The following is a 21,901-nucleotide window of genomic DNA, read 5'->3' on the forward strand; positions in this document are numbered from 1 at the left end:
CCGCAAGCCTAGGCCACGTCGCTGCGCGGCGGCCGAGCGGAGTCCGACGATCCGCGTCGTCCGCGTCGTCCGCGTCGCACCGCGAGGTCGATCACCGCACCGAGACCGAGAGCCACGGCGACAGAGACGACGACGGCCACCACCGGACCCCCGGGGATCACCGCGGCCACCACCGCGCCGACCGACGCCTGGTACGCGGCCCAGCCGAGAGCAGCCGTCGTCACGAGGGCGAGATACCGGCCGGGATGGATGCGCGAGGCACCGGCGACGAGGTTGATCGCCAACCGCGCGAAGGGGACGAAACGCGCCGTGAAGAGCACGCTCGCCGTGCCGCTGTCGAGCCGGAGCCCTGCCCAGTCCAGCGCCGCCCGGATGCGAGGGCGGCGCATCCACGCCCAGCGCTCGAGACCCACGCTGCGTCCGATGAGGTAGCAGGCGATGTCTCCCAGGGCCGCTGCCGCTCCCGCGCACCCGATGACCGCCCACAGCGAGGGTGACCCCGATGACGCGGCGATCGCGCCGAGGACGGTCACGGCGATCTCCCCGGGCACGACCACCAGGAAGGCGTCGCCGAGCACGAGGAGGCTCATGACGGGGAGGGCCCAGGGGCCGGTGAGCAGATCGAGCGGCACCCCTCCACAGTGCGCGCCGGAGGTGAACGGCAACCAACGTCGGGATAACCGGTGACCGGCGCTCCAGCATCCGGTGAACTTCTGGTGGCAGCAGCCCGTTCGCGCCTCAGCCGGGGCCGACACCGGGCATCCTGGGCGGGTGAGAGTCGCGATCGTGACCGAGTCCTTCCTTCCGCACATGAACGGTGTCACCGGATCCGTGCTGCAGATCCTCCGGCACCTCGAGCGCACGGGCCATGAGGCGCACGTGCTCGCACCGGATGCCGTCGGCCTGCCGACCGAGATCTCCGGTGCGGCCGTCGAAGCCATCCCGAGCCTGGCGCTCCCCGGCTACCGCAACGTCAGGGTGGGGACCTCGCCTGCGCATCGCGTGGCGGCCTCCCTCCGACGGTTCGAGCCCGACGTCGTGCACCTCGCCTCGCCGTTCGCGCTGGGATGGCGAGGTGCGCTCGCCGCAGAGCGTCTGGACGTGCCCTCGGTGGCGGCCTATCAGACCGATGTCGCGGCGTACGCGGCGAGATACCGGGTCCCGGCGACCACGGGGCTCGCCCACACCCACATCGCGCGCCTGCACCGGCGCGCGACCCTCACGCTCGCGCCCTCGGAGGACGCCGCGCTCCGACTCGCCGACCTCGGAGTCGATCGGGTCAGGCGATGGGGCAGGGGAGTCGATGCGGAGCGCTTCCAGCCGATGCGCCGGAGTGTGCAGCTGCGTGCCGAATGGGGTGCCGAGACGGTGATCGGCTACGTCGGCCGACTCGCTCCGGAGAAGCAGGTGGAAGACCTCGCGGTGCTGCAGGACATCCCCGGGGCGCGCCTCGTGATCGTGGGAGACGGGCCGACCCGACCCCGACTGGAAGCGCTGATGCCGAGCGCGGTGTTCCTCGGGCATCTCGAGGGGGATGCGCTCGCCGCCGCGCTGGCGTCCTTCGACGTGTTCGTGCACCCCGGCGAGAGCGAGACCTTCGGACAGACGCTCCAGGAGGCGCACGCCAGCGGAGTGCCTGTCGTCGCCACCGGACGCGGCGGGCCGCTCGACCTCGTGCGGATGGGGATCGACGGATGGCTCTACCGCCCCGGAGATCTCGACGATCTGCGCATGCGCGTCGCCGATCTCGCCGGCGACGTCCGAAAGCGCAGAGCGTTCGGGGCCGCCGGGCATCAGGCCGTGCAGGGACGCAGCTGGGCCAGCGTCTGCGACCAGCTGCTGGGGCACTTCGACGAGGCGACCGCACTGCAGGCCGTCGACGCGGGAGCGCGTGCTCGCCGCAGGACCAGACCCGAGCCGTCTCGGCCGATCGTCGCCCGTCGCTGGCAGCGGTACGTCGCGCTGGGGGACTCGCTCACCGAGGGGCTGTGCGACCCCGGACCCGAGGAAACCCTGCGCGGCTGGGCGGACCGGCTGGCGCTGCTGCTCGCGTCCAGGGGAGGACTGCACTATGCCAACCTCGCCATCCGCTCGAAGCGCGTGCGCGATGTCTGCGAGATCCAGCTGCCGCGGGCGATCGAGCTCCGTCCCGACCTCGTGTCGGTGCTCATCGGGGCCAACGACCTCGTGAAACCCCGTGTCGACGTGCCCGCGCTCGCCGCAGAGCTCGAGAGCGCCGTGGCCCGCCTCCGCGGCATCGGCGCCGACGTGGTCCTGGTCACGCCCTTTCTCCCCGACCGCCGTGCGGCAGCGGTCTACGCCGCGCGCTTCGCGTCGTTCGCCACCGCACTGGCCGGTATCGCGGCACGCACCGGCGCGATCCTGATCGATACCGATCTGCATCCGACGCTGCCCGAGCGTCCCCACTGGGGTGAGGACCTCGTGCATCTCAGCAGCCGCGGTCATCGCTTCCTCGCGTACCGGGTGGGGGAGGTGCTCGGCGTCCCGCACGCCGATGCGCTCGGTGCGCTCGACGCGTCGCTCCATGAGGACGAGGCGATCAGTGCCGGGCTGTGGTGGCGTCGCCACGCGCTGCCCTGGGTGTGGCGACGCCTGCACGGCCGTGCGGCCGGAGACGGCCGGGTCGCGAAGCACGACGACTACGTCTACCTCGGGCGCTCGCGAGCGCCGCGCGGGGTCAGCGTCGGCTGATCGTCGGTGCGGCTGCGAGTCAGCGGCGACCCATGCCGTGATACGACCAGCCGGCCGCGCGCCAGAGATCGGCGTCGAGGCAGTTCCTGCCGTCGATGATCACGCGCCCGGCGACGAGCGATCCCGCATGCTCGGGGGTGAGATCCCGGCGGTACTCGTCCCATTCCGTGACGATCACGACGGCGTCCGCGTCGCGCAGCGCGTCGTCGCGTTCGGCGGCGTACCCGAGCTGAGGGTGCGCGGCCGCCGCGTTGGCGAGCGCCGCCGGATCCGTCACCACGACGTCGGCGCCCAGCCCTCGCAGCCGCACAGCGACGTCGAGCGCGGGGGAGTCGCGGATGTCGTCGCTGAAGGGCTTGAACGCCGCGCCGAGCACCGCGACCCGTCGACCGAACACGAGCCCGCCCAGTGCGTCGACGACCAGCTGCACCGCCCTGTCGCGACGACGCAGGTTGATCGCGTCGACCTCGCGGAGGAACCCCACGGCCTCTCCGCGTCCCAGCTCCTCGGCGCGTGCCGTGAAGGCGCGGATGTCCTTGGGCAGGCACCCGCCGCCGAAGCCGATCCCCGACCCGAGGTAGCGTCTGCCGATGCGGGTGTCGTGGCCCAGCGCATCCGCGAGCAGTGCGACGTCGGCGCCCGCGGCCTCGGCGATCTCGGCCATCGCGTTGATGAACGAGATCTTGGTGGCGAGGAAGGCGTTCGCGGCTCCCTTGACGAGCTCGGCGGTCGCGAGATCGGTGACCAGGAACGGGCTGCCCGCGGTCACGGCGGAGGCATACGCCTCCCGCAGCAGCGTCGCGGCCCTGACGCCCTCGGCTCCGTCTGGTACGCCGACGACGAGTCGATCGGGTGTGAGCGTGTCGTGCACGGCCCAGCCCTCGCGAAGGAACTCGGGGTTCCACACCAGTGTCGCGCCCGTCTCGTCGACACGCGCGGCCAGTCGTTCCGCGGTGCCGACCGGCACCGTGGACTTGCCGGCGATGACATCGCCACGGCGGAGATGGGGGAGCAGCGACTCCACGGCCGCGTCGACGAAGCGCAGATCGGCCGCATGCCCGCCCGCGACCTGCGGGGTTCCCACGGCGAGGAAGTGCACGTCGGATCCGCTCGCGTCCGCCATATCGCTGCTGAACTGCAGGCGCCCCGACGAGAGGCCCTCGCGCAACAGCTCCTCGAGCCGTGGTTCGAAGAACGGCGCCGTGCCGCCCGCGAGCACCGCGACCCTGTGCTCGTCGACGTCGATACCGACGACATCGTGTCCGATCGAGGCCATCGCTGCGGCGTGCACGGCACCGAGGTACCCGCATCCGATCACTGACATGCGCATGTGCCCACGAGACCGGATGCTCCTCACGCGAGGGCGTCCGAGGGGTGAACGTCGCATGGACGGTGCATGTCGGAACAGCCGGGCGCCGAGCCCACGGGGCTTTTCGGGCCGCCGCTGATAGGCTGGAGGCGGTCGACGCGTGTCGACCGCATAACTTCATATCGACTCATGGAGCGATCGGCGGAGAGCTGGTCCCCTGTGGTGGGTTCCTCGGCGGGTCGCGTCGGGTGGCTTTCTACTGGTGGCCAGCGCAGGTGACATTCGCGGGAATGACCGCGCGCCCATATCCTGCCGCATCCGCTCCTTCATGAATACGCTCGCGCACCATACGGGTACGCGAGCCTAAACAAAGAAGGAGAGACCTCTTGGAAGGTCCTGAAATCACCGCCACCGAGGCCGTTCTCGACAACGGCCGCTTCGGCACCCGCACCATCCGCTTCGAGACCGGCCGCCTCGCGCAGCAGGCTCAGGGCGCAGTCGCCGCGTACCTCGACGGCGAGACCATGCTCCTCTCGGCCACCAGCGCAGGCAAGCACCCGCGCGAGGGCTTCGACTTCTTCCCGCTGACGGTCGACGTCGAGGAGCGCTCCTACGCCGCCGGCAAGATCCCCGGCTCGTTCTTCCGTCGTGAGGGCCGCCCCTCCACCGAGGCGATCCTCGTCTGCCGTCTGATCGACCGTCCGCTGCGTCCGTCGTTCGTCGACGGCCTGCGCAACGAGGTCCAGGTCGTCATCACGGTGATGTCGATCGCTCCCGGCGAGTACTACGACGCTCTCGCGATCAACGCGGCCTCCGCGTCGACGCAGATCTCGGGTCTGCCCTTCTCGGGTCCCGTCGCCGGTGTGCGCCTCGCGTTCGTTCCCGGCCACGGCGAGCACGCCGACCAGTGGGTCGCGTTCCCGAATGCCGAGCAGGTCGCAGAGGCCGTGTTCGACCTCATCGTCGCCGGTCGCGTCGTCACCAAGTCCGACGGCTCTGAAGACGTCGCGATCATGATGGTCGAGGCCGAGGCCACCGAGGGCAGCTGGAACCTGATCAAGGCCGGCGCCACCAAGCCCGACGAGACCATCGTCGCGCAGGGCCTCGAGGCGTCGAAGCCCTTCATCGCTCAGCTCGTCAAGGCTCAGGCCGAGCTCGCAGCGACCTCGTCGAAGGAGCCGGGCGTGTACCCGGTCTTCCCGGCGTACAGCCAGGAGGTCTACGACTTCGTCGCCGGCCGCTCCTACGACGAGCTCGTCGGCGTCTACCAGATCGCCGACAAGTCCGACCGTCAGGCTGCGGACGACGCGATCAAGGACCGCGTCCGGGCAGAGCTCATCGAGGCCACCGAGTCGGGTTCGCTCCCGGCCGGCGCCCCGCTGGAGTTCTCCGCGGCGTACAAGTCCGTGACGAAGAAGATCGTCCGCGGTCGCATCCTCACCGAGGGCGCTCGCATCGACGGCCGTGGCCTCGCCGACATCCGTCCGCTCGACGCCGAGGTGCAGGTCATCCCGCGCGTGCACGGATCGGCGATCTTCCAGCGCGGTGAGACCCAGATCCTGGGCGTCACCACGCTGAACATGCTCAAGATGGAGCAGCAGATCGACTCGCTGTCGCCCACCACGAGCAAGCGCTACATGCACCACTACAACTTCCCGCCCTACTCGACCGGTGAGACCGGCCGGGTCGGTTCGCCGAAGCGTCGCGAGATCGGGCACGGCTTCCTCGCCGAGCGCGCGCTCGTGCCGGTGCTGCCGAGCCGCGAGGAGTTCCCGTACGCGATCCGTCAGGTGTCCGAGGCGCTGAGCTCCAACGGCTCGACGTCGATGGGCTCTGTCTGCGCGTCGACCCTGTCGCTGCTGAACGCCGGTGTGCCGCTGCGCGCACCTGTCGCCGGCATCGCCATGGGCCTCGTCTCCGATGAGGTCGACGGTGAGACCCGCTACGCGGCGCTGACCGACATCCTCGGTGCGGAAGACGCTCTGGGCGACATGGACTTCAAGGTCGCGGGTACGGGTGAGTTCATCACCGCCATCCAGCTCGACACGAAGCTCGACGGCATCCCGACCTCGGTCCTCGCCGGTGCGCTCACGCAGGCCCGCGATGCCCGTCTGACGATCCTCAACGTCCTGAACGCCGCGATCGACGCGCCCGACGAGATGGCGCCCACCGCGCCTCGCGTCATCAGCGTGCAGATCCCGGTCGACAAGATCGGTGAGCTGATCGGCCCGAAGGGCAAGACGATCAACGCGATCCAGGACGAGACCGGCGCGCAGATCTCCATCGAGGAGGACGGCACCGTCTACATCGGCGCGACCGACGGACCGTCGGCCGAGGCCGCGCGCGCCCAGGTCAACGCGATCGCGAACCCGACCAACCCCGAGGTGGGTGAGCAGTTCCTCGGAACCGTCGTGAAGATCGCGACGTTCGGTGCGTTCGTCTCGCTGCTTCCGGGCAAGGACGGTCTGCTGCACGTCACCGAGGTGCGCAAGCTCGCCGGTGGCAAGCGCGTCGAGAACGTCGACGACGTCCTCTCCGTCGGACAGAAGATCCTCGTGAAGATCACGAAGATCGACGACCGCGGCAAGCTGTCGCTCGAGCCCGTCATCGACGAGGCTCCTGCGGATGCTGCGGCAGAGGAGTCCGCTGCGGAGTAATCCCCAGCGCTTCGACACGGAGCCCGGTCGTCCGTCAGGACGCCCGGGCTTCGTCGTCCCCGACGTGACCAAACCGTTATGGGAAGTTCGCTCGCCGTTCCCCGGATTGGTCGGCGAGTTCGCGGAACTCGCCTACTCTCGAAGTACGCACCGGGGGGTGTATTCGGGCAGTGATGCGGGCCGTGGTCCACGGCCGAAGCGGGGTGAGGATATGCGGTTGTTCGGCGTAGGCGCAGGAGCCTCGAACGACCGTGCGCAGGAGGGCGTGGCGGAGCATCCGTCGGCACCCATCCCGATCGTCGGACCCGGAATAGGGGAGGGCATCCGCGTCCCGCTCGGAGAGACGGGTTTCGAGACCTTCCCGCTCATGCTCGGCGCCGCGGAGTTCGGCTGGAACGTCGACCTGGAGACCAGTCACGGGATCCTCGATCGCTACGTCGAGTTCGGGGGGAATGCGATCCACACCGCCGACGGCTTCTCCGGCGGACGCAGCGAGCACATCATCGGCCAGTGGCTGCAGTCCCGCGGTCAGCGGGAACGCTCCGTCGTGAGCGTGCGCATCGGTGCGCACGCCGACAACCCGGGTCTCGGATCCGTCAACCTCGTTCGCGCCGTCGAAGGATCGCTCACCCGACTCGGAGTCGAGCGGATCGACGTGCTCTACCTCGACGCGACTCTCGACAGGACGACGAACCTCGAAGACACGCTGGCGACCGTCGAATGGATGGTCGACGCCGGGAAGATCGGCGCGCTCGGAGCCTTCGGCTTCGCACCCGAACGCCTCGTCGAGGCGCGGATCCTCGCCTCGGCCGGATACCCGCGCATCGAGGTCATCGACTCTCCGTACAACCTGGTCAGGCGTCAGCCGTTCGAGGGGGATCTGCGACTCGTCGCGGGTGCGCAGAGTCTCGCCGTGACCCCGTCGCATGCGCTGGAGCACGGATTCCTGTCGGGGCGGCACCGCAGCAAGGCGCTGGCCTCGAAGGGCGTGCGCGGAGAGCAGCTGCGCGGACATCTGAACCGCCGCGGCACCAAGATCCTCCGCGCCCTCGATCAGGTCGCCACCGAACTCGAGGTTCCCGTCGCCGCCGTGTCGATCGCGTGGCTGCTCGCCCAGCGCACGGTCGCTGCGCCGATCGTGAACGCCTTCGCCGCCGAGCACGTCGACGAGCTGATGCAGGGCGCCGGTGTGACGCTGTCGCGCGCACAGGTCGCAGAGCTCACTCGCGCCGGCAACTGAGCGGCGTCACGACGCTGTCATAGACCTGGCATAGGGTGGAGTGGAACCGACAAACGCTGTCGATGAAGCGAGCGAGTTGTGACGCATTACATATATCTGGTCAGACATGGCGAACATCAGGACGCCGAGCACGGCCTCGCCGACGGACCCCTGTCGCCCCGTGGTCAGCGCCAGGCCGAGCTGATCGCCGACCGCCTCTCGGGTCTTCCGCTCGACGCCGTCTGGCACTCGCCCCTGCTGCGGGCGAACGAGACGGCCAGGGCGATCGCTGCTCGCCTGCCGTCGGTCGACCCCGCACCGACGGCGCTCTTGTTCGACTGCGTGCCCACCGGCATGACCGACGAGACTCCCGCCGCGTACGAGCCGTTCTTCGGGGCCGTCACCGACGCCGAGCTCGAGGCCGGGCGGGCGCAGATGTTCGACGCCGTCAACGAGTTCCTGGTGCGCAAGCCGGGAGACGTCCACGAGGTCCTCATCACCCACAACTTCGTCATCTCCTGGTTCGTGCGCGAGGTGCTCGGAGCTCCGGAGTGGCGGTGGATGACCCTCAACCAGGCGCACTGCGGACTCACGGTCATCGCGCAGAAGCAGGGCAGACCGTGGACGCTGCTCACGCACAACGACACCGGCCATCTTCCGGTCGAGCTCCGCACCGGCATCCCCGACACGATGCCGGTCTGATCCTCCCGCCCTCGGCCCGCCGCCGGGGCAGGGAGCCGCAGCGAAATAGACTGGGCGCATGACCATCCAGGTAGCACTCGTCGGCGGCACCGGCAAGCTCGGCTCGATCATCCGCGCGGTGATCGACGACCTCGAGGGCTTCGAGGTGGGCCGCGTGCTCACATCGCGCAGCGATCTCGCCGAGCTGGACGGCGCCGGACTCGTGATCGACGCCACCACGCCCCAGGTGAGCATCGACGTCGTGCGCGCGGCGGTCGAGCGCCGCATCAACGTGCTCGTGGCGACCTCCGGCTGGTCGACCCAGCGGCTCGCACTGGTGCGTCCGCTCGTCGAGGACGCGGGTACCGGTGCCGTGTTCATCCCGAACTTCTCCCTCGGATCCGTGCTGGGGTCCGCCCTCGCCGCCGCGGCCGCACCGTTCTTCGGGTCCGCGGAGATCGTCGAGGCGCACCACGAGGCGAAGGTCGATTCCCCGAGCGGCACCGCCGTGCGGACGGCCGAGCTGATCGCCGCCGCCAGGGCGGAGCAGGGGCCGGTGAGCGCGCCCCACGCCGACCAGCGTGCCCGCGGTCAGCAGGTGGGCAGTGTGCCCATCCATTCCCTGCGCCGTCCAGGGGTGATCGCGAAGCAGGAGGTCGTGCTCGCGGGCCCCGGGGAGTCGCTCACCTTCACCCACGACACCGTCGAGCCCGCTCTCGCCTACGCGCCCGGCATCCGCCTCGCGGTGCCGTTCGCCGCGCAGGCCATCGGCGTGCACGTCGGGCTGGAGAGCATGATCGACATCGGCATCCGCTCATGATGTCGAGGATCGGCGTCGCCCTCATGGCCGCGGCGCTGCTGGTCTACCTCGCGGTCGCGATCTGGCTCGCGGTGATGTTCTTCGCCGTCGGGACCGCGGTGTCGATCGGTATGGGAGTCGCATTGATCGTGCTCGCGCCGATCGGCGCCTGGGCGCTGGTGCGCGAGATGCAGTTCGGATTCGCGGCGGACCGTCTGGGCCGTGAACTCGATTCCGAGGGCGGCATGCCGGAGGCGGAGTCGGAACTCACCCCCAGTGGGCGTATCGCTCGCACGGATGCCGACCCGCTGATCGCGCGGTATGCAGCCGAGGCCGACGCTGCCCCGAGCGACTGGCGAGCACGGTATCGGCTCGGGGTGGTGCAGGACGCCGCAGGGCGCCGCAAGGACGCCCGTGCGAGCATCCGTGCGGCGATCCGCGTGGCCCGAGGCTGAGGCGACTCAGGCCAGCGTGGCCTCGAGCGTGATCTCGATGCCCGCGAGAGCCTGGGAGACCGGGCAGCCGACCTTGGCGTCGGCGGCGATCCGCTGGAAGTCCTCGGCGCTCAGCCCCGGTACGACGGCGTTGACGTTGAGGTGGCTGCCGGAGATCCCGACGCCCGGCTTGAAGGTGACCGAGGCGCTGGTGTCGACGCGCTCGGGCGGAGTGCCGTTCTCGGAGAGCGCGTGAGACAGCGCCATGCTGAAGCACGAGGCGTGAGCGGCGGCGATCAGCTCCTCCGGAGTGGTGGTCGTGTCGCTGCCTTCGCTGCGCGCCTTCCAGTTGATGGGGAAGGTGCCGAGCTTCGACGAGGAGAACGACACGGTGCCCGAGCCCTCCGCGAGGGATCCGGTCCAGGTGGTGGCGGCTTCGCTGGTGACGGGCATGATCTCTCCGATTCTCGCGCCGCGGGATGTGCGGACGCGTGTCCGGTCAGCCTACCGAGCGGGGCGAGGCGGGGGAACAGCCGTCGGGCGGCCGGCGCGTGATCCTCAGGTCGCGGCGGAGCCGCGCGCGACGAGTCCTGCGCGCTGCAGGAGCAGGTACAGCTGGCAGCCGAGGCAGACCGAGAAGGCTGCGTTCAGGAACGCGGCGACGAAGGCCGCGGCGGTCGCGATCGGAAGCGCCCACGGCACGCCGACCAGATGCAGGACGAGTCCGACGGTGACGACGAAGAGCCCGACGCCCTGTGCGAAGCGCGGCGGACGCGGGTCCTCGAGCTCGGTCGGAGGCGAGAGCCGAGGGCGCACGAACCGCCGGAAGACGACGCCCCAGGGTGCGGTCGATGGCCATGCGACGCCCCAGAGGAACAGGAACGCGATCACGACGGTGAGGAGAAAGCCCGGGTCGACTGCCCGCTGGGCGAGCGATGCCGAGGCGACCGCCCAGGTGCCGGATCCGAATTCCGCCGTCGCGAGCGGCTGGTATGCGAACCAGCCGAACGTCCGGGCTGTCGAGATCCCGATCAGACCGAGGAAGGTGGCCACCAGCAGAAGCACTGTCGTGATCGTGGCCGCGAAACGCGGCCCGCGCGGGTCGATACCGGGGGTGCTGGTCATCTCTGCTCCAGGATCTCTCGTCAGGCGGCGAGGGCGTCGGTCAGGGCGTGGCGCTGCGGCACGCCGTGGAAGCGGGCTAGGACGGCGCCCGAGGCGTCGACGACGAAGGTGGTGGGGGTCTGGAGCACCCGATAGCGGGACGCCAGGTCGGGGCGATGGGTGAGATCGACCTCGACATGGTGCACGCCGTCGTGCTCGGCGACGTACGACGAGAGCATCCGTCGCACCTGCGGGCAGCGGGTGCACATCTCGGTGCTGAACTGCACCAGGGTCGCATGAGAGCCCAGAGCGCCGACGCCCGCATCTGCGGGGTCGAAACGCAGTCGACCGCCCGCTCGCCGGCGGCCGTCGCGGACGCGCAGCACGATGCCGACGGCGGTGGCGAGCGCGAGCAGAGCCACGGCCGCGGCGAGGGCGAGTGCGGGCGACATGGATCGAGGATACGGGGCCGATGACGGGCCGAGGGCGGTTGTGTCGGCTCGTGACGATCGGGCATCCGCGCCCCAAGGGCGGGTAGTCTGGCAGACATGAGCGCAGCCGTCCCGACGCCGTATGAAGACCTGCTCCGCGACGTGCTGAAGTCCGGCACGCACAAGTCGGATCGCACCGGCACGGGGACCACCAGCGTCTTCGGCCGGCAGATCCGCTTCGATCTCTCCCAGGGCTTCCCCCTGATCACGACGAAGCGCGTGCACTTCAAATCGATCGCCTACGAGCTGCTCTGGTTCCTCCGCGGCGAGTCGAATGTCAGGTGGCTGCAGGACAACGGGGTCACGATCTGGGATGAATGGGCCGACGAGACCGGCGACCTCGGTCCGGTGTACGGCGTGCAGTGGCGCTCGTGGCCGACTCCCGACGGTCGGAGCATCGATCAGCTCGCCGAGGTGATCGAGCAGATCCGCCAGTCGCCCGACTCTCGTCGCCTCATCGTGTCGGCGTGGAACCCTGCCGACATCCCCGACATGGCCCTCGCGCCCTGCCACGCCCTCTTCCAGTTCTACGTCGCCGACGGCAGGCTCTCCTGCCAGCTCTACCAGCGCAGCGCCGATCTCTTCCTGGGAGTGCCGTTCAACATCGCCTCCTACGCGCTGCTCACCCTCATGGTCGCGCAGCAGGTGGGTCTCGAGCCCGGCGACTTCGTCTGGACCGGTGGCGACTGCCACATCTACGACAACCACGTCGAGCAGGTGCGCGAGCAGCTGAGCCGGGAGCCGTATCCGTACCCGACGCTGCGCTTCGCCCGCACCCCGGAGTCCGTGTTCGACTACCGGTACGAGGACTTCGTCGTCGAGGACTACCAGCACCACGCCCCGATCCGCGCGGCGGTCGCGGTATGACCTGGGTCGGCCTCATCTGGGCGGAAGCCAGGGGAGGGGTCATCGGCGCCGAAGGCGGCATGCCCTGGAACGTCCCCGAGGACCTCGCCCACTTCAAGGAGACGACCCTCGGCGCGCCCGTCATCATGGGGCGCAAGACCTGGGACTCTCTGCCCCCGCGATTCCGTCCTCTTCCCGGTCGCGACAACATCGTGGTCACGAGGCAGCAGGACTGGTCCGCGGAGGGTGCGACACGTGCCGCCACCGTGACCGATGCGGTGCGCGGACACGAGAGGGTCTGGATCATCGGCGGGGCGGAGATCTTCCGCCTGGTGATCGGCGATGCGGACCGCCTTGAGGTCACGGAGCTCGATCTCGACGTCACCGGCGACGCTTACGCGCCCGACAAGACCGGCTGGCGGCTGGTCGACGAGTCGGAGTGGGAGACCTCGCGCTCCGGCATCCGCTACCGCTTCCTCGGATACGAGCGCTGATGCCCACCGCACTCATCACGGGCGCGAGCGCCGGACTCGGCGCCGAGTTCGCCCGCGAGCTGGCCCGTCGACGGGCGGATCTGATCCTCGTCGCGCGGACGACCGAGGCTCTCGAGGACGTCGCCGCGGAACTGCGCGGCGAATTCGGTGTGGCGGTGGAGGTGCTCGCGGCCGATCTCTCGATCACGGCCGATGTGCAGCGCGTGGCCGATCGTCTCGGCGATGCGTCGGACCCGGTGGACCTCCTGATCAACAACGCGGGCTTCGGGCTGCCGCTGCAGTTCGCCGACAACGACATCGACGACGAGGTGCGCCACCTGCGGGTGCATGTCGAGGCATCGATGCGCCTCATGCACGCCGCGCTCGGATCGATGCGCGGCCGCGGAGGACGCATCATCAACGTCGCCTCCGTCGCCGGCTTCATCTCTCGGTCCACGTACTCGGCGTGCAAGAGCTGGCTCATCGGCTTCAGTCGCTGGGCGAATGTCGAATACGCGTCCGAGAAGGTCAGCGTGACGGCGGTCTGCCCGGGGTTCACGCACACGACGTTCCATGAGCGGATGGGACTCGCCCCCGGTCACGAGGGCGTCCCGTCCTTCCTGTGGCTCGATGCGCGAGACGTGGTCCGTGCGGGTCTCCGTGATGCGGCGCGAGGCAGGGCCGTCTCGGTCCCGTCGCTGCGCTACAAGGCGATCGTGGCAGTCGCGAGCCTGCTCCCGAGCTCCGTGACATCGGGTGTGGCGAGGCGCGGTCGCGTCTGATCCGGGTGCTCGGAGCGATCGCCCTCGGGCGCACCGACGCCGTTCAGCGGAATCTGCGCAGGTGGATGCCGGCGTAGGCGATCGCCGCCACGGTCTCCCCATCGGTGATGCGCCCGTCGGCGATCATGCGCAGCGTCTCGGCGAACGGCACCCAGCTGACGGCGTCGATGCCCTCCTCCGCCTGCGTGCGCGTGGAATCGTCCGCAGAGGTCAGGCCGCGGGCCAGGTACACGTGCTCGGGCGCATCCGCGATGCCGTTCAGGGCGTTCATGGTTCCGAGCGGCGTCCAGTCGGCGGCGACGAACCCGGTCTCCTCGAGCAGCTCGCGCTTCGCGGCCGCGAGAGGATCCTCGCCGTCGCTTCCCCCTGCCGGCACCTCGATCGAGACGCCCGTCGTGTACCGCTCGAGGGTGACGAGGCAGACCCGATCCTCGTCGTCGAGCGCGATCACGAAGACAGCCGGATGCCGCATCGTCACCACGCCGTAGATCCCGTCGCCGGCGGGGCCCGTGACCTGGTCCTCCCGCACCTCGATCCACCGGTTCGCGTAGACCGTCGACGACTCGTGTGTGACCCATGTCATGGTGTCGAGCCTAGGTGGCTCCGTAGGATCGTCCGTATGGGATGGCTGTTCGGAAGAAAGCGAGACGCCGAGGACGCGAACGAGGTGCTCCGGCGGTACAACGAGGCCGAGGCCGCGCGACTCACGGCGATGACCTCCGGTGCCGCGCAGGAGCCGACGGTCGACGACAGGACGCGCCCTGCGGCATCCGGCGCGCTGTCCGTGCACTCGACCGGGGCGGAGTTCCAGGTCGAGGACGTCTTCACGATCACAGGGCGCGGAATGGTCGCCACGGGCACGATGAGATCAGGCGTGCTGCGGGTGGACGATGACATCCAGGTGCTCCGTGAGGGCGTCGTGCAGGCGCAGACGCGCATCACCGGCATCGAGATGTTCCGGAAGCATGTCAAAGAGGCCACGGTCGGTGAGCTGGCGGGTCTTCTGCTCCGCGAGAAGATCGCCGTCGCCCGCGGCGACGTCATCCGCCCCGCCCCGTCTGCGTGAGCAGCACCCGAAGCGATACGCTGGGGGGCATGACGCATTCGGGCAATCCCTTCGGACAGGTCCTCGTCGCGCTCGTCACTCCGATGACGGCCGACGGCGAAGTCGACTGGCCCGCCGTCGAGAAGCACATCGACGACGTCATCACCGCGGGTGCCGACGGCATCGTCGTGACGGGGACGACGGGGGAGACCTCCACGCTCACCGACCCCGAGAAGCTCAGGCTCGTCGAGGTCGGCAAGTCCGTCTCGTCCGGGCGCGCGAAGATCATCACCGGCGGTGGATCGAACGAGACCGCGCACGCGATCGAGCTGTATCGGGCCAGCGAGAAGGCCGGGGCGGACGGCATCATGATCGTCACCCCGTATTACAACAAGCCCACGCAGGCGGGGATCCTCACGCATTTCCGACTCGTGGCTGACGCCACCGATCTGCCGGTCATCCTCTACGACATCCCCGGGCGCACCGGCGTGCCGATCAAGTACGAGACCATCCTGCGCCTCGCGAAGCACCCGAACATCCTCGCGGTGAAGGATGCGAAGGGCGACTTCTCCGAAGTCAGCCGCGTGCTGAACCAGACCGATCTGATGTACTTCTCCGGCGATGACGCGAATGCGCTCCCGCATCTCTCGATCGGGGCCACCGGCCTGATCGGCGTGACCGCGAACATCACCGCCACCCCGTACCGCACCATCGTCGACGCGGTGAATCGCGGCGATCTCGCCGCCGCCACCGTCGAGCACAAGCGTCTCGAGCCCCTGGTGCGCGCGGTCATGACGCACGTGCCGGGAACGGTCGCGGCGAAGTACATCCTGCACGGCCTCGGGCGCATCTCGAGCCCCCGCGTGCGTCTGCCGCTCGTCGGTCCCGAAGAGTGGGAGGCCGCCCTCATCGAGGACGAGCTCGACCTCGTGAGCGATCTCGCCGGTGCCGACTTCTCCAACTTCCGCCCCGACCGCAACGCGGCCGCGGGCGGCGCCCTGCCGAAAGTGCACGGCACCACCCGCTGACACCTGACGCGCCGAGGCGCGTCGTAACGAACGAACGGATGCCTCGGGCATCCGACTGAGGAGACCACATGTCCATTCCGCTCTCAGAACCCGCTGCCCTCGCCGAGGGAACCCTCCGAGTGACCCCGCTCGGCGGACTCGGCGAGATCGGCCGCAACATGACGATCTTCGAGTTCGACGGAAAGATCCTGATCGTCGACTGCGGCGTGCTCTTCCCCGAGGAGCACCAGCCGGGCGTCGACCTGATCCTGCCGGACTTCGAGCCCATCAAGCACCGCCTCGACGACATCGTCGGCGTCGTGCTCACCCACGGCCACGAGGACCACATCGGCGCCGTGCCCTACCTGCTGCGCCTCAAGAGCGACATCCCGGTGATCGGTTCGGGCCTCACCCTCGCCCTCGTCGAGGCGAAGCTCAAGGAACACCGCATCAAGGCGTACACGCTGACGGTGAAGGAGGGGCAGAACGAGAAGGTCGGGCCCTTCGACCTCGAGTTCGTCGCCGTGAACCACTCGATCCCGGATGCTCTCGCGGTCGCGATCCGCACCCCCGCCGGCCTCGTCCTCGCCACCGGCGACTTCAAGATGGACCAGCTCCCGCTCGACGGCCGGATCACCGACCTGCGTGCCTTCGCGCGCCTCGGCGAGGAGGGCGTCGATCTCTTCCTCGTGGACTCCACGAACGCCGACGTCCCCGGATTCACCCCCACGGAGCGCTCGATCGGCCCTGTGCTCGACCAGGTCATCGGCAAGGCCCCGCGCCGGGTCATCGTCGCGAGCTTCTCCAGCCACGTCCACCGTGTGCAGCAGGTCCTCGACGCCGCCCACGCGCACGGCCGTCGCGTCGCCCTGCTCGGACGGAGCATGCTGCGCAACATGACGATCGCCGAGGACCTCGGGTACCTGAAGGTGCCCAGCGGGCTGCTGATCGACTACAAGAAGGCCAAGGACCTCCCCGACGACAAGATCGTGTACATGTCCACGGGGTCGCAGGGCGAGCCGATGGCCGTGCTCAGCCGCATGGCGAACCTCGACCACGCGATCGAGCCCGGACCCGGTGACACGGTCATCCTCGCGTCCAGCCTGATCCCGGGGAACGAGAACGCCGTCTACCGCGTGATCGACGGCCTGACCAAGCTCGGCGCGAACGTCGTGCACAAGGCGAACGCCAAGGTGCACGTCTCCGGTCACGCCGCCGCCGGCGAGCTCATCTACTGCTACAACATCCTCAAGCCCAAGAACGTCCTCCCCGTCCACGGGGAGTACCGACACCTGATCGCGAACGCCAAGCTCGCGCAGGACACGGGCGTCGAGGCCGAGCGCACGATCATCGCGTCGAACGGCACCGTGATCGACCTGAAGGACGGCGACGCGCGCGTGGTCGGGCAGCTCGACCTCGGATTCGTCTATGTCGACGGCTCGACCGTCGGTGCCATCACCGATGCCGACCTCAAGGATCGTCGCATCCTCGCCGAGGAGGGGTTCGTCTCCGTCATCGTCGTCGTCGACGCCGCCACCGGCCGGATCATCTCCGGGCCCGAGATCCACGCCCGCGGCATCGCCGAGGACGACTCCGTGTTCGACGACGTGACGCCGAAGATCATCGCCGCGCTGAAGGAGGCCTCCGGCAACGGAGTCCGCGACACGCATGCGCTCTCGCAGGTGATCCGCAGGACCATCGGTCGCTGGGTGAACCAGAAGCTCCGTCGCCGTCCGATGATCGTCCCGCTCGTCATCGAGGCCTGATCCTCGACCGCGACCCCGTTCACAGCCGCGCGTCATGCGGCTGTAACGCGGGCGTCGTACCCTCCAGGCATGCCGGACGCCTTCTCGATCCGCACCGCCACACAGGCGGACGGGAGCTTCCTCGGCGACATGGTCGTCGAGGCGGCGAACTGGCGTGCGGGCGGAGCCCGCGCGCGGCATGAGATCCTCACCGCCGTCGAGCACCGTCGCTACGTGGCGGGGTGGATGCGACCGGCGGATGCGGGCTTCGTGGCTGTCGACTCCGACGACGGGCCGATCGGCGCGGCCTGGTACCGGATCCTCGCGCAGGACGACCCGGGATTCGGGTTCGTCGGCACAGCCGTGCCCGAACTCATCATCGGGGTGCGGCCGGTATGGCGGGCGCACGGGGTCGGTCGGGCGCTCCTGCGACGGCTGGTGGCCCATGCCCGCAGCCAGGGGCATCCCCGGATCAGCCTCAGCGTGGAGCACGACAACTTCGCGAAGACGCTCTACCGCTCCGAGGGCTTCATCGTCACCGAGTCGGGACCCGCGCGCGACACGATGGTGAATCGGATGTCCTGACCGTGCCGCCGGGGCATGGAAGCGTCCGGAATGCCGCGTCATTACGGGGAATGTCGGCCTCTCACCGTAACGTGAGAGCATGGCCAGGAGCACCACGAAATCAGCGCGCGCGTCCGAGAGCGCCACGCCTCGCCCGAAGAGGCAGGCCGCTCCGAAGGCTCAGGCGGCGCCCAAGAAGTACATCGACGAGATCGACAAGCCTCCGGTGGCGGTGCGGGCGTGGAACGGACTCGCCCACGGCGTGGGCGGACTCTTCCGGGCATTCGGGCCCGAGACCCTCGAGAAGGACGATCGCCGCGACGGCTTCCCGTTCCTGCTCGTGCTTCTGGCGATCGCCGGCGCGGTCAACGAATGGTTCTTCATCGGCAACGAGGTCGCTGCGAACATCAGCGCCTACTCAGTGGGGCTTCTCGTCGGGCGCGTGGCCTTCGTCATGCCGGTCCTGCTCCTCCTGCTCGCCGGCTGGCTGTTCCGCCACCCGTCGTCCGTGCACGACAACGGACGCATCGGTATCGGGTTCGGGCTGTTCATCCTCGCTCTCGCGGGCTTCTGCCACACAGCGGCAGGCCGCGCGGATTCCGCGGGTCTCCTCGTGCGTCCGCAGCCCAAGGACGGCATGCCCGCTCTCAGCGAGGCAGGCGGTCTGTTCGGCTGGATGCTCGGGGAACCGCTGTCCTACCTCACCCCGGTCGGCGCGTACATCCTGCTGTCGGTCCTCGCCGCCCTCAGCATCCTGATCCTCACGAAGACGCCGCCCAACCGCATCGGCCAGCGCCTCGGCGACCTGTACGCGTGGATGTTCGACGCGGAGCGCACCGAGAAGCCCGCCAAGGACGCCGCATCGATCGACGACGCCGACAAGGTCGACGACCCCGATGTGCTGCCGTGGTGGAGACGCAACAAGACCGGACGCGAGGAGGACCCCGACGAGGGCACCCTCGGCTCCGACGACATCACGGCGCTGCTGACGACCGCTGAGCCGACGCCCGCCTACGACCAGGCCGTCGTCGTCGAAGACCCCTACGACGCGGCCACCGAGGTGCTGTCCGAGGTGCGCGCGGTCGCCGACTCGCTCGCCGGGCAGCAGACCACGGCGCTGCTCGACGACGGGTCCGACACCGGCGAGGCCCCTGAGCTTCCCGGTCTCGACGGCTTCGGAACGGCGGGCCCGGGGGAGCGCGGGCCGCAGGCTCCCGTCGCGCCGTACATCCTGCCCTCGCCGGGTCTCCTGGTCGAAGGGCCGCCTCCTGTCGTGCGATCCGAGGCGACGGACAAGGTGATCGAGCAGATCACCAGCGTGCTGACCCAGTTCAAGGTCGATGCCAAGGTGACCGGCTTCTCGCGCGGTCCGACGGTCACCCAGTACGAGGTCGAGGTCGGTCACGGCGTCAAGGTCGAGAAGATCCTGCAGCTGAGCAACAACTTCGCGTATGCGGTGGCTTCCAACGACGTGCGCATCCTCTCGCCGATCCCCGGCAAGAGCGCCATCGGCATCGAGATCCCCAACGCCGACAAGGAGATGGTCGCGCTCGGCGACGTGCTCCGCTCGCCCGCGGCGCACAAGAGCACGCATCCCATGACCATCGGCGTCGGTAAAGACGTCGGGGGCAACATCGTCATCGCGAACCTGGCGAAGATGCCCCACCTGCTCGTGGCCGGATCCACCGGCTCGGGTAAGTCGAGCTTCGTGAACTCGATGATCACGAGCCTGCTGATGCGCGCGCGACCCAGCGATGTGCGGATGGTCCTCATCGACCCGAAGCGCGTCGAGCTGACGAGCTACGCGGGGGTTCCGCACCTCATCACGCCCATCATCACGAACCCGAAGAAGGCGGCCGAAGCGCTGCAGTGGGTCGTGAAGGAGATGGACATGCGGTACGACGATCTCGCATCGTTCGGCTTCCGACACATCGACGACTTCAACCGCGCGGTCCGCGCCGGCGAGGTGCAGCTTCCGGTGGGCAGCGAGCGCGTGCTCAAGCCGTATCCGTACCTGCTCGTGGTGGTCGACGAGCTCGCCGACCTGATGATGGTCGCCCCGCGTGACGTCGAGGACTCGATCGTGCGCATCACGCAGCTCGCGCGCGCGTCCGGCATCCACCTGGTGCTGGCCACGCAGCGTCCGAGCGTCGACGTGGTGACCGGCCTGATCAAGGCGAACGTGCCGTCCCGGCTCGCCTTCGCGGTGACCAGTGTCACCGACAGCCGGGTCATCCTCGACAGCCCCGGAGCCGACAAGCTGATCGGACAGGGCGACGCGCTCTTCTCTCCGATGGGGTCGTCCAAGCCGTTCCGTCTGCAGGGAGCGTGGGTCGACGAGAAGGAGATCGACGCCGTCGTCAAGCACGTCACGCGTCAGGCCCGCCCCGACTATCGTCCCGACGTCCAGGAGGCCCTGGAGCCGACGAAGAAGAAGGAGGTCGACGAGGACATCGGCGACGACCTCGAGCTCCTTCTCGCGGCCGCCGAGCTCATCGTCTCGTCGCAGTTCGGTTCGACGTCGATGCTCCAGCGCAAGCTGCGCGTCGGCTTCGCGAAGGCCGGACGCCTCATGGACCTCCTCGAATCGCGAGAGATCGTCGGACCCTCGGAAGGATCCAAGGCGCGCGACGTGCTGGCCACGGCCGAGCAGCTTCCCCAGGTCATGGCCAAACTGCGCGGTGATGATGCTCCTGCCGCGAACGCCGCGCCGACGGCTGTCGGAGCCACGGCCGCTGGCACGCCGCACGATCCGGTCGAGGCACAGTTCCAGGGTCTGCCCGTGGTGGAGTCCGATGACGACGGCGATGAAGACGCCTGGGGATTGACGGGGCGCGACTGATGGGCATCCCACGCCAGCTCCCGAACGCGATCACGATCGCGCGAATCCCGCTCGCCGTCGTCTTCTTCGTCGTTCTCCTCCTCGGCGGAACGTACGGCATCGAGAGTCTCGCGATGCGATGGGTCGCCGGAATACTCTTCATCGTCGCGATCTCGACCGACTGGGTCGACGGCTACCTCGCCCGACGCTTCGACATCGTCAGCGACTTCGGCAAGCTGTGGGATCCGATCGCGGACAAGCTCCTCACCGGGGCCGGTTTCGTCGGACTGGCCATTCTCGGCGAACTGCAGTGGTGGCTCGTGATCGTCATCCTGATCCGCGAGATCGGCATCACGGTGCACCGCCTGGTCGTCGCGAAGGAGCACGTCGTCGCCGCGGCCTGGATGGGCAAGGTGAAGACCGCCGTGCAGGGCGTCGCACTCTCCTGGGCGCTGCTCCCGTTGCACGTGGTGATCGGTGCGGAGCTGTGGATCGTCATCACGGCGATCCTGATGATCGCGGTGCTGATCCTCACCGTCGCGAGCGGAATCGATTACATCGTCGCGCAGGTACGAGGGTCCCGGCGATCGTCGTGACCGCATCCTCCGCGGTCGTCGCAGCGCTCTCGACGCGCGGGTGGACGCTGGGCATCGCCGAGTCGCTCACCGGCGGAGCCCTCGCGGCTGAGGTCGTCGCGGTTCCTGGAGCGTCGACCGTTCTTCTCGGCGGTGTCGTGGCGTATGCGACGCCTGTCAAGCACAGCCTTCTCGGCGTCGATGCCGAGCTGCTGGCGCGCCACGGACCCGTGCATGCCGAGGTCGCTCTGCAGATGGCCTCCGGAGTGCGCCGGGCGGTGCAGGTGCACGGACGTGACGCCGATGTCGGTGTGTCGACGACCGGCATCGCCGGCCCCGACTCGCCCGACGGCCAGCCCGTCGGAACCGTGCACATCGCCGTCGTGACACCGGAGGCAGCGAGTGCAGAGGTCTTCGGGTTCTCGGGGGATCGGGCGCAGATCCGTGCCCTCACGGTCGAAGCCGCACTCGCGCTGCTCGTGCGCGTGGTCGGGGAATAGGAGCGAGCCATCGACGGTTGTCTGGAATGTGCTCACACGGAAACCACAGCGTGCAAGGGTAGATTTTGTGAAGTTCGGTAGGACTAGACTGGCGATCTCATCGAGGCAGACCTCGATCGGACGACCTGGGAGGAGGT

The 21,901-nt window shown here is 69.1% G+C and carries 22 protein-coding genes; 16 read left to right on the plus strand and 6 right to left on the minus strand.

Features of this window, described 5'->3' with window-relative positions:
* Nucleotides 1-8: 8 nt before the first annotated feature.
* A complete protein-coding gene (locus ASD43_RS09990) occupies nt 9-632 on the minus strand; it encodes a DedA family protein (RefSeq protein WP_235564099.1) in 624 nt (207 codons plus the stop codon).
* Nucleotides 633-786: 154 nt separating this feature from the next.
* On the opposite strand from ASD43_RS09990, the gene ASD43_RS09995 reads away from it, so the two are divergent.
* The gene (locus tag ASD43_RS09995; protein ID WP_235564104.1) at nt 787-2,712 is read left to right on the plus strand and encodes a GDSL-type esterase/lipase family protein; all 1,926 of its coding nucleotides are present in this window, start codon (nt 787-789) and stop codon (nt 2,710-2,712) included.
* Between the two features lie 19 nt (nt 2,713-2,731).
* Here ASD43_RS09995 and ASD43_RS10000 read toward each other — a convergent pair whose 3' ends face one another.
* Complete coding sequence (locus ASD43_RS10000; protein ID WP_056416833.1) at nt 2,732-4,042, minus strand: UDP-glucose dehydrogenase family protein; 1,311 nt, start codon at nt 4,040-4,042, stop codon at nt 2,732-2,734.
* A gap of 365 nt (nt 4,043-4,407) precedes the next feature.
* Between ASD43_RS10000 and ASD43_RS10005 the strand changes: the two genes are divergently transcribed.
* The 5 genes from ASD43_RS10005 (at nt 4,408) to ASD43_RS10025 (ending at nt 9,832) form a co-directional block, all read left to right on the plus strand.
* Nucleotides 4,408-6,678, plus strand: a complete 2,271-nt coding sequence (locus tag ASD43_RS10005; RefSeq protein WP_056416836.1) for a polyribonucleotide nucleotidyltransferase — start codon at nt 4,408-4,410, stop codon at nt 6,676-6,678.
* 211 nt (nt 6,679-6,889) lie between these two features.
* Entirely contained in the window at nt 6,890-7,918 is a 1,029-nt protein-coding gene (locus ASD43_RS10010; RefSeq protein ID WP_056416840.1) for an aldo/keto reductase, read from the plus strand.
* Nucleotides 7,919-7,996: 78 nt separating this feature from the next.
* Nucleotides 7,997-8,599, plus strand: coding sequence for a histidine phosphatase family protein (locus tag ASD43_RS10015; protein WP_056416844.1), 603 nt, complete (start codon nt 7,997-7,999; stop codon nt 8,597-8,599).
* 58 nt (nt 8,600-8,657) lie between these two features.
* Nucleotides 8,658-9,398: a 4-hydroxy-tetrahydrodipicolinate reductase gene (dapB, locus tag ASD43_RS10020; RefSeq protein ID WP_056416850.1), complete on the plus strand. Its 741-nt coding sequence runs from the start codon at nt 8,658-8,660 to the stop codon at nt 9,396-9,398.
* Nucleotides 9,395-9,832 carry a hypothetical protein gene (locus ASD43_RS10025; RefSeq protein WP_235564106.1) on the plus strand — a complete coding sequence of 146 codons (438 nt, stop codon included), beginning with the start codon at nt 9,395-9,397 and terminating at the stop codon, nt 9,830-9,832. Before dapB ends, ASD43_RS10025 begins: the two co-directional genes overlap by 4 nt.
* A 6-nt stretch (nt 9,833-9,838) precedes the next feature.
* Here the strand turns inward: ASD43_RS10025 and ASD43_RS10030 are convergent, their stop codons facing one another.
* From ASD43_RS10030 to ASD43_RS10040, 3 genes are all read right to left on the minus strand, one after another.
* Nucleotides 9,839-10,264: an OsmC family peroxiredoxin gene (locus ASD43_RS10030; protein WP_056416857.1), complete on the minus strand. Its 426-nt coding sequence runs from the start codon at nt 10,262-10,264 to the stop codon at nt 9,839-9,841.
* Between the two features lie 105 nt (nt 10,265-10,369).
* Nucleotides 10,370-10,936, minus strand: a complete 567-nt coding sequence (locus tag ASD43_RS10035; protein WP_056416860.1) for a DUF4395 domain-containing protein — start codon at nt 10,934-10,936, stop codon at nt 10,370-10,372.
* Nucleotides 10,937-10,956: 20 nt separating this feature from the next.
* A complete protein-coding gene (locus ASD43_RS10040) occupies nt 10,957-11,367 on the minus strand; it encodes a thioredoxin family protein (protein WP_056416862.1) in 411 nt (136 codons plus the stop codon).
* 96 nt (nt 11,368-11,463) lie between these two features.
* On the opposite strand from ASD43_RS10040, the gene ASD43_RS10045 reads away from it, so the two are divergent.
* Genes ASD43_RS10045 through ASD43_RS10055 form a run of 3 tightly spaced genes read left to right on the plus strand, consistent with a single transcriptional unit; the run spans nt 11,464 to nt 13,507 of the window.
* Complete coding sequence (locus ASD43_RS10045; RefSeq protein WP_056416868.1) at nt 11,464-12,273, plus strand: thymidylate synthase; 810 nt, start codon at nt 11,464-11,466, stop codon at nt 12,271-12,273.
* Nucleotides 12,270-12,746, plus strand: a complete 477-nt coding sequence (locus ASD43_RS10050; protein ID WP_056416871.1) for a dihydrofolate reductase — start codon at nt 12,270-12,272, stop codon at nt 12,744-12,746. The genes ASD43_RS10045 and ASD43_RS10050 overlap by 4 nt, the downstream gene beginning before the upstream one ends.
* A complete protein-coding gene (locus tag ASD43_RS10055) occupies nt 12,746-13,507 on the plus strand; it encodes an SDR family NAD(P)-dependent oxidoreductase (RefSeq protein WP_056416875.1) in 762 nt (253 codons plus the stop codon). The genes ASD43_RS10050 and ASD43_RS10055 overlap by 1 nt, the downstream gene beginning before the upstream one ends.
* Before the next feature lie 43 nt (nt 13,508-13,550).
* On the opposite strand, the gene ASD43_RS10060 is transcribed toward ASD43_RS10055, so the two are convergent.
* Nucleotides 13,551-14,090 (minus strand): NUDIX domain-containing protein, encoded by a 540-nt coding sequence (locus tag ASD43_RS10060; RefSeq protein WP_056416879.1) that lies wholly within the window; start codon nt 14,088-14,090, stop codon nt 13,551-13,553.
* Between the two features lie 36 nt (nt 14,091-14,126).
* On the opposite strand from ASD43_RS10060, the gene ASD43_RS17015 reads away from it, so the two are divergent.
* From ASD43_RS17015 to ASD43_RS10095, 7 genes are all read left to right on the plus strand, one after another.
* The gene (locus ASD43_RS17015; RefSeq protein ID WP_082539350.1) at nt 14,127-14,573 is read left to right on the plus strand and encodes an EF-Tu/IF-2/RF-3 family GTPase; all 447 of its coding nucleotides are present in this window, start codon (nt 14,127-14,129) and stop codon (nt 14,571-14,573) included.
* A 29-nt stretch (nt 14,574-14,602) separates the two neighbouring features.
* A complete protein-coding gene (dapA, locus tag ASD43_RS10070; protein WP_056416883.1) occupies nt 14,603-15,580 on the plus strand; it encodes a 4-hydroxy-tetrahydrodipicolinate synthase in 978 nt (325 codons plus the stop codon).
* A 68-nt stretch (nt 15,581-15,648) separates the two neighbouring features.
* Nucleotides 15,649-17,325 (plus strand): ribonuclease J, encoded by a 1,677-nt coding sequence (locus tag ASD43_RS10075; protein ID WP_056416885.1) that lies wholly within the window; start codon nt 15,649-15,651, stop codon nt 17,323-17,325.
* A gap of 69 nt (nt 17,326-17,394) precedes the next feature.
* Entirely contained in the window at nt 17,395-17,889 is a 495-nt protein-coding gene (locus tag ASD43_RS10080; protein ID WP_056416890.1) for a GNAT family N-acetyltransferase, read from the plus strand.
* Nucleotides 17,890-17,968: 79 nt separating this feature from the next.
* On the plus strand, nt 17,969-20,710 hold the full coding sequence (locus tag ASD43_RS10085) for an FtsK/SpoIIIE family DNA translocase (RefSeq protein WP_056416893.1): 2,742 nt from the start codon (nt 17,969-17,971) through the stop codon (nt 20,708-20,710).
* Complete coding sequence (gene pgsA / locus ASD43_RS10090; protein ID WP_056416897.1) at nt 20,710-21,285, plus strand: CDP-diacylglycerol--glycerol-3-phosphate 3-phosphatidyltransferase; 576 nt, start codon at nt 20,710-20,712, stop codon at nt 21,283-21,285. Before ASD43_RS10085 ends, pgsA begins: the two co-directional genes overlap by 1 nt.
* Nucleotides 21,282-21,764, plus strand: a complete 483-nt coding sequence (locus ASD43_RS10095) for a CinA family protein (protein ID WP_056416899.1) — start codon at nt 21,282-21,284, stop codon at nt 21,762-21,764. The genes pgsA and ASD43_RS10095 overlap by 4 nt, the downstream gene beginning before the upstream one ends.
* The last annotated feature ends 137 nt before the right edge of the window (nt 21,765-21,901 follow it).

It is taken from the genome of Microbacterium sp. Root553, from assembly GCF_001426995.1.
Taxonomy (GTDB): domain Bacteria; phylum Actinomycetota; class Actinomycetes; order Actinomycetales; family Microbacteriaceae; genus Microbacterium.

Coding starts and splice junctions, on each gene's coding strand:
- ASD43_RS10030 (WP_056416857.1), bottom strand. CDS start 10,264: ATGCCCGTCACCAGCGAAGCCGCCACCACCTGGACCGGATCCCTCGCG.
- dapA (WP_056416883.1), top strand. CDS start 14,603: ATGACGCATTCGGGCAATCCCTTCGGACAGGTCCTCGTCGCGCTCGTC.
- ASD43_RS10035 (WP_056416860.1), bottom strand. CDS start 10,936: ATGACCAGCACCCCCGGTATCGACCCGCGCGGGCCGCGTTTCGCGGCC.
- ASD43_RS10085 (WP_056416893.1), top strand. CDS start 17,969: ATGGCCAGGAGCACCACGAAATCAGCGCGCGCGTCCGAGAGCGCCACG.
- ASD43_RS10000 (WP_056416833.1), bottom strand. CDS start 4,042: ATGCGCATGTCAGTGATCGGATGCGGGTACCTCGGTGCCGTGCACGCC.
- dapB (WP_056416850.1), top strand. CDS start 8,658: ATGACCATCCAGGTAGCACTCGTCGGCGGCACCGGCAAGCTCGGCTCG.
- ASD43_RS10060 (WP_056416879.1), bottom strand. CDS start 14,090: ATGACATGGGTCACACACGAGTCGTCGACGGTCTACGCGAACCGGTGG.
- ASD43_RS10050 (WP_056416871.1), top strand. CDS start 12,270: ATGACCTGGGTCGGCCTCATCTGGGCGGAAGCCAGGGGAGGGGTCATC.
- pgsA (WP_056416897.1), top strand. CDS start 20,710: ATGGGCATCCCACGCCAGCTCCCGAACGCGATCACGATCGCGCGAATC.
- ASD43_RS10080 (WP_056416890.1), top strand. CDS start 17,395: ATGCCGGACGCCTTCTCGATCCGCACCGCCACACAGGCGGACGGGAGC.
- ASD43_RS10055 (WP_056416875.1), top strand. CDS start 12,746: ATGCCCACCGCACTCATCACGGGCGCGAGCGCCGGACTCGGCGCCGAG.
- ASD43_RS10040 (WP_056416862.1), bottom strand. CDS start 11,367: ATGTCGCCCGCACTCGCCCTCGCCGCGGCCGTGGCTCTGCTCGCGCTC.
- ASD43_RS10010 (WP_056416840.1), top strand. CDS start 6,890: ATGCGGTTGTTCGGCGTAGGCGCAGGAGCCTCGAACGACCGTGCGCAG.
- ASD43_RS17015 (WP_082539350.1), top strand. CDS start 14,127: ATGGGATGGCTGTTCGGAAGAAAGCGAGACGCCGAGGACGCGAACGAG.
- ASD43_RS10045 (WP_056416868.1), top strand. CDS start 11,464: ATGAGCGCAGCCGTCCCGACGCCGTATGAAGACCTGCTCCGCGACGTG.
- ASD43_RS10025 (WP_235564106.1), top strand. CDS start 9,395: ATGATGTCGAGGATCGGCGTCGCCCTCATGGCCGCGGCGCTGCTGGTC.
- ASD43_RS10075 (WP_056416885.1), top strand. CDS start 15,649: ATGTCCATTCCGCTCTCAGAACCCGCTGCCCTCGCCGAGGGAACCCTC.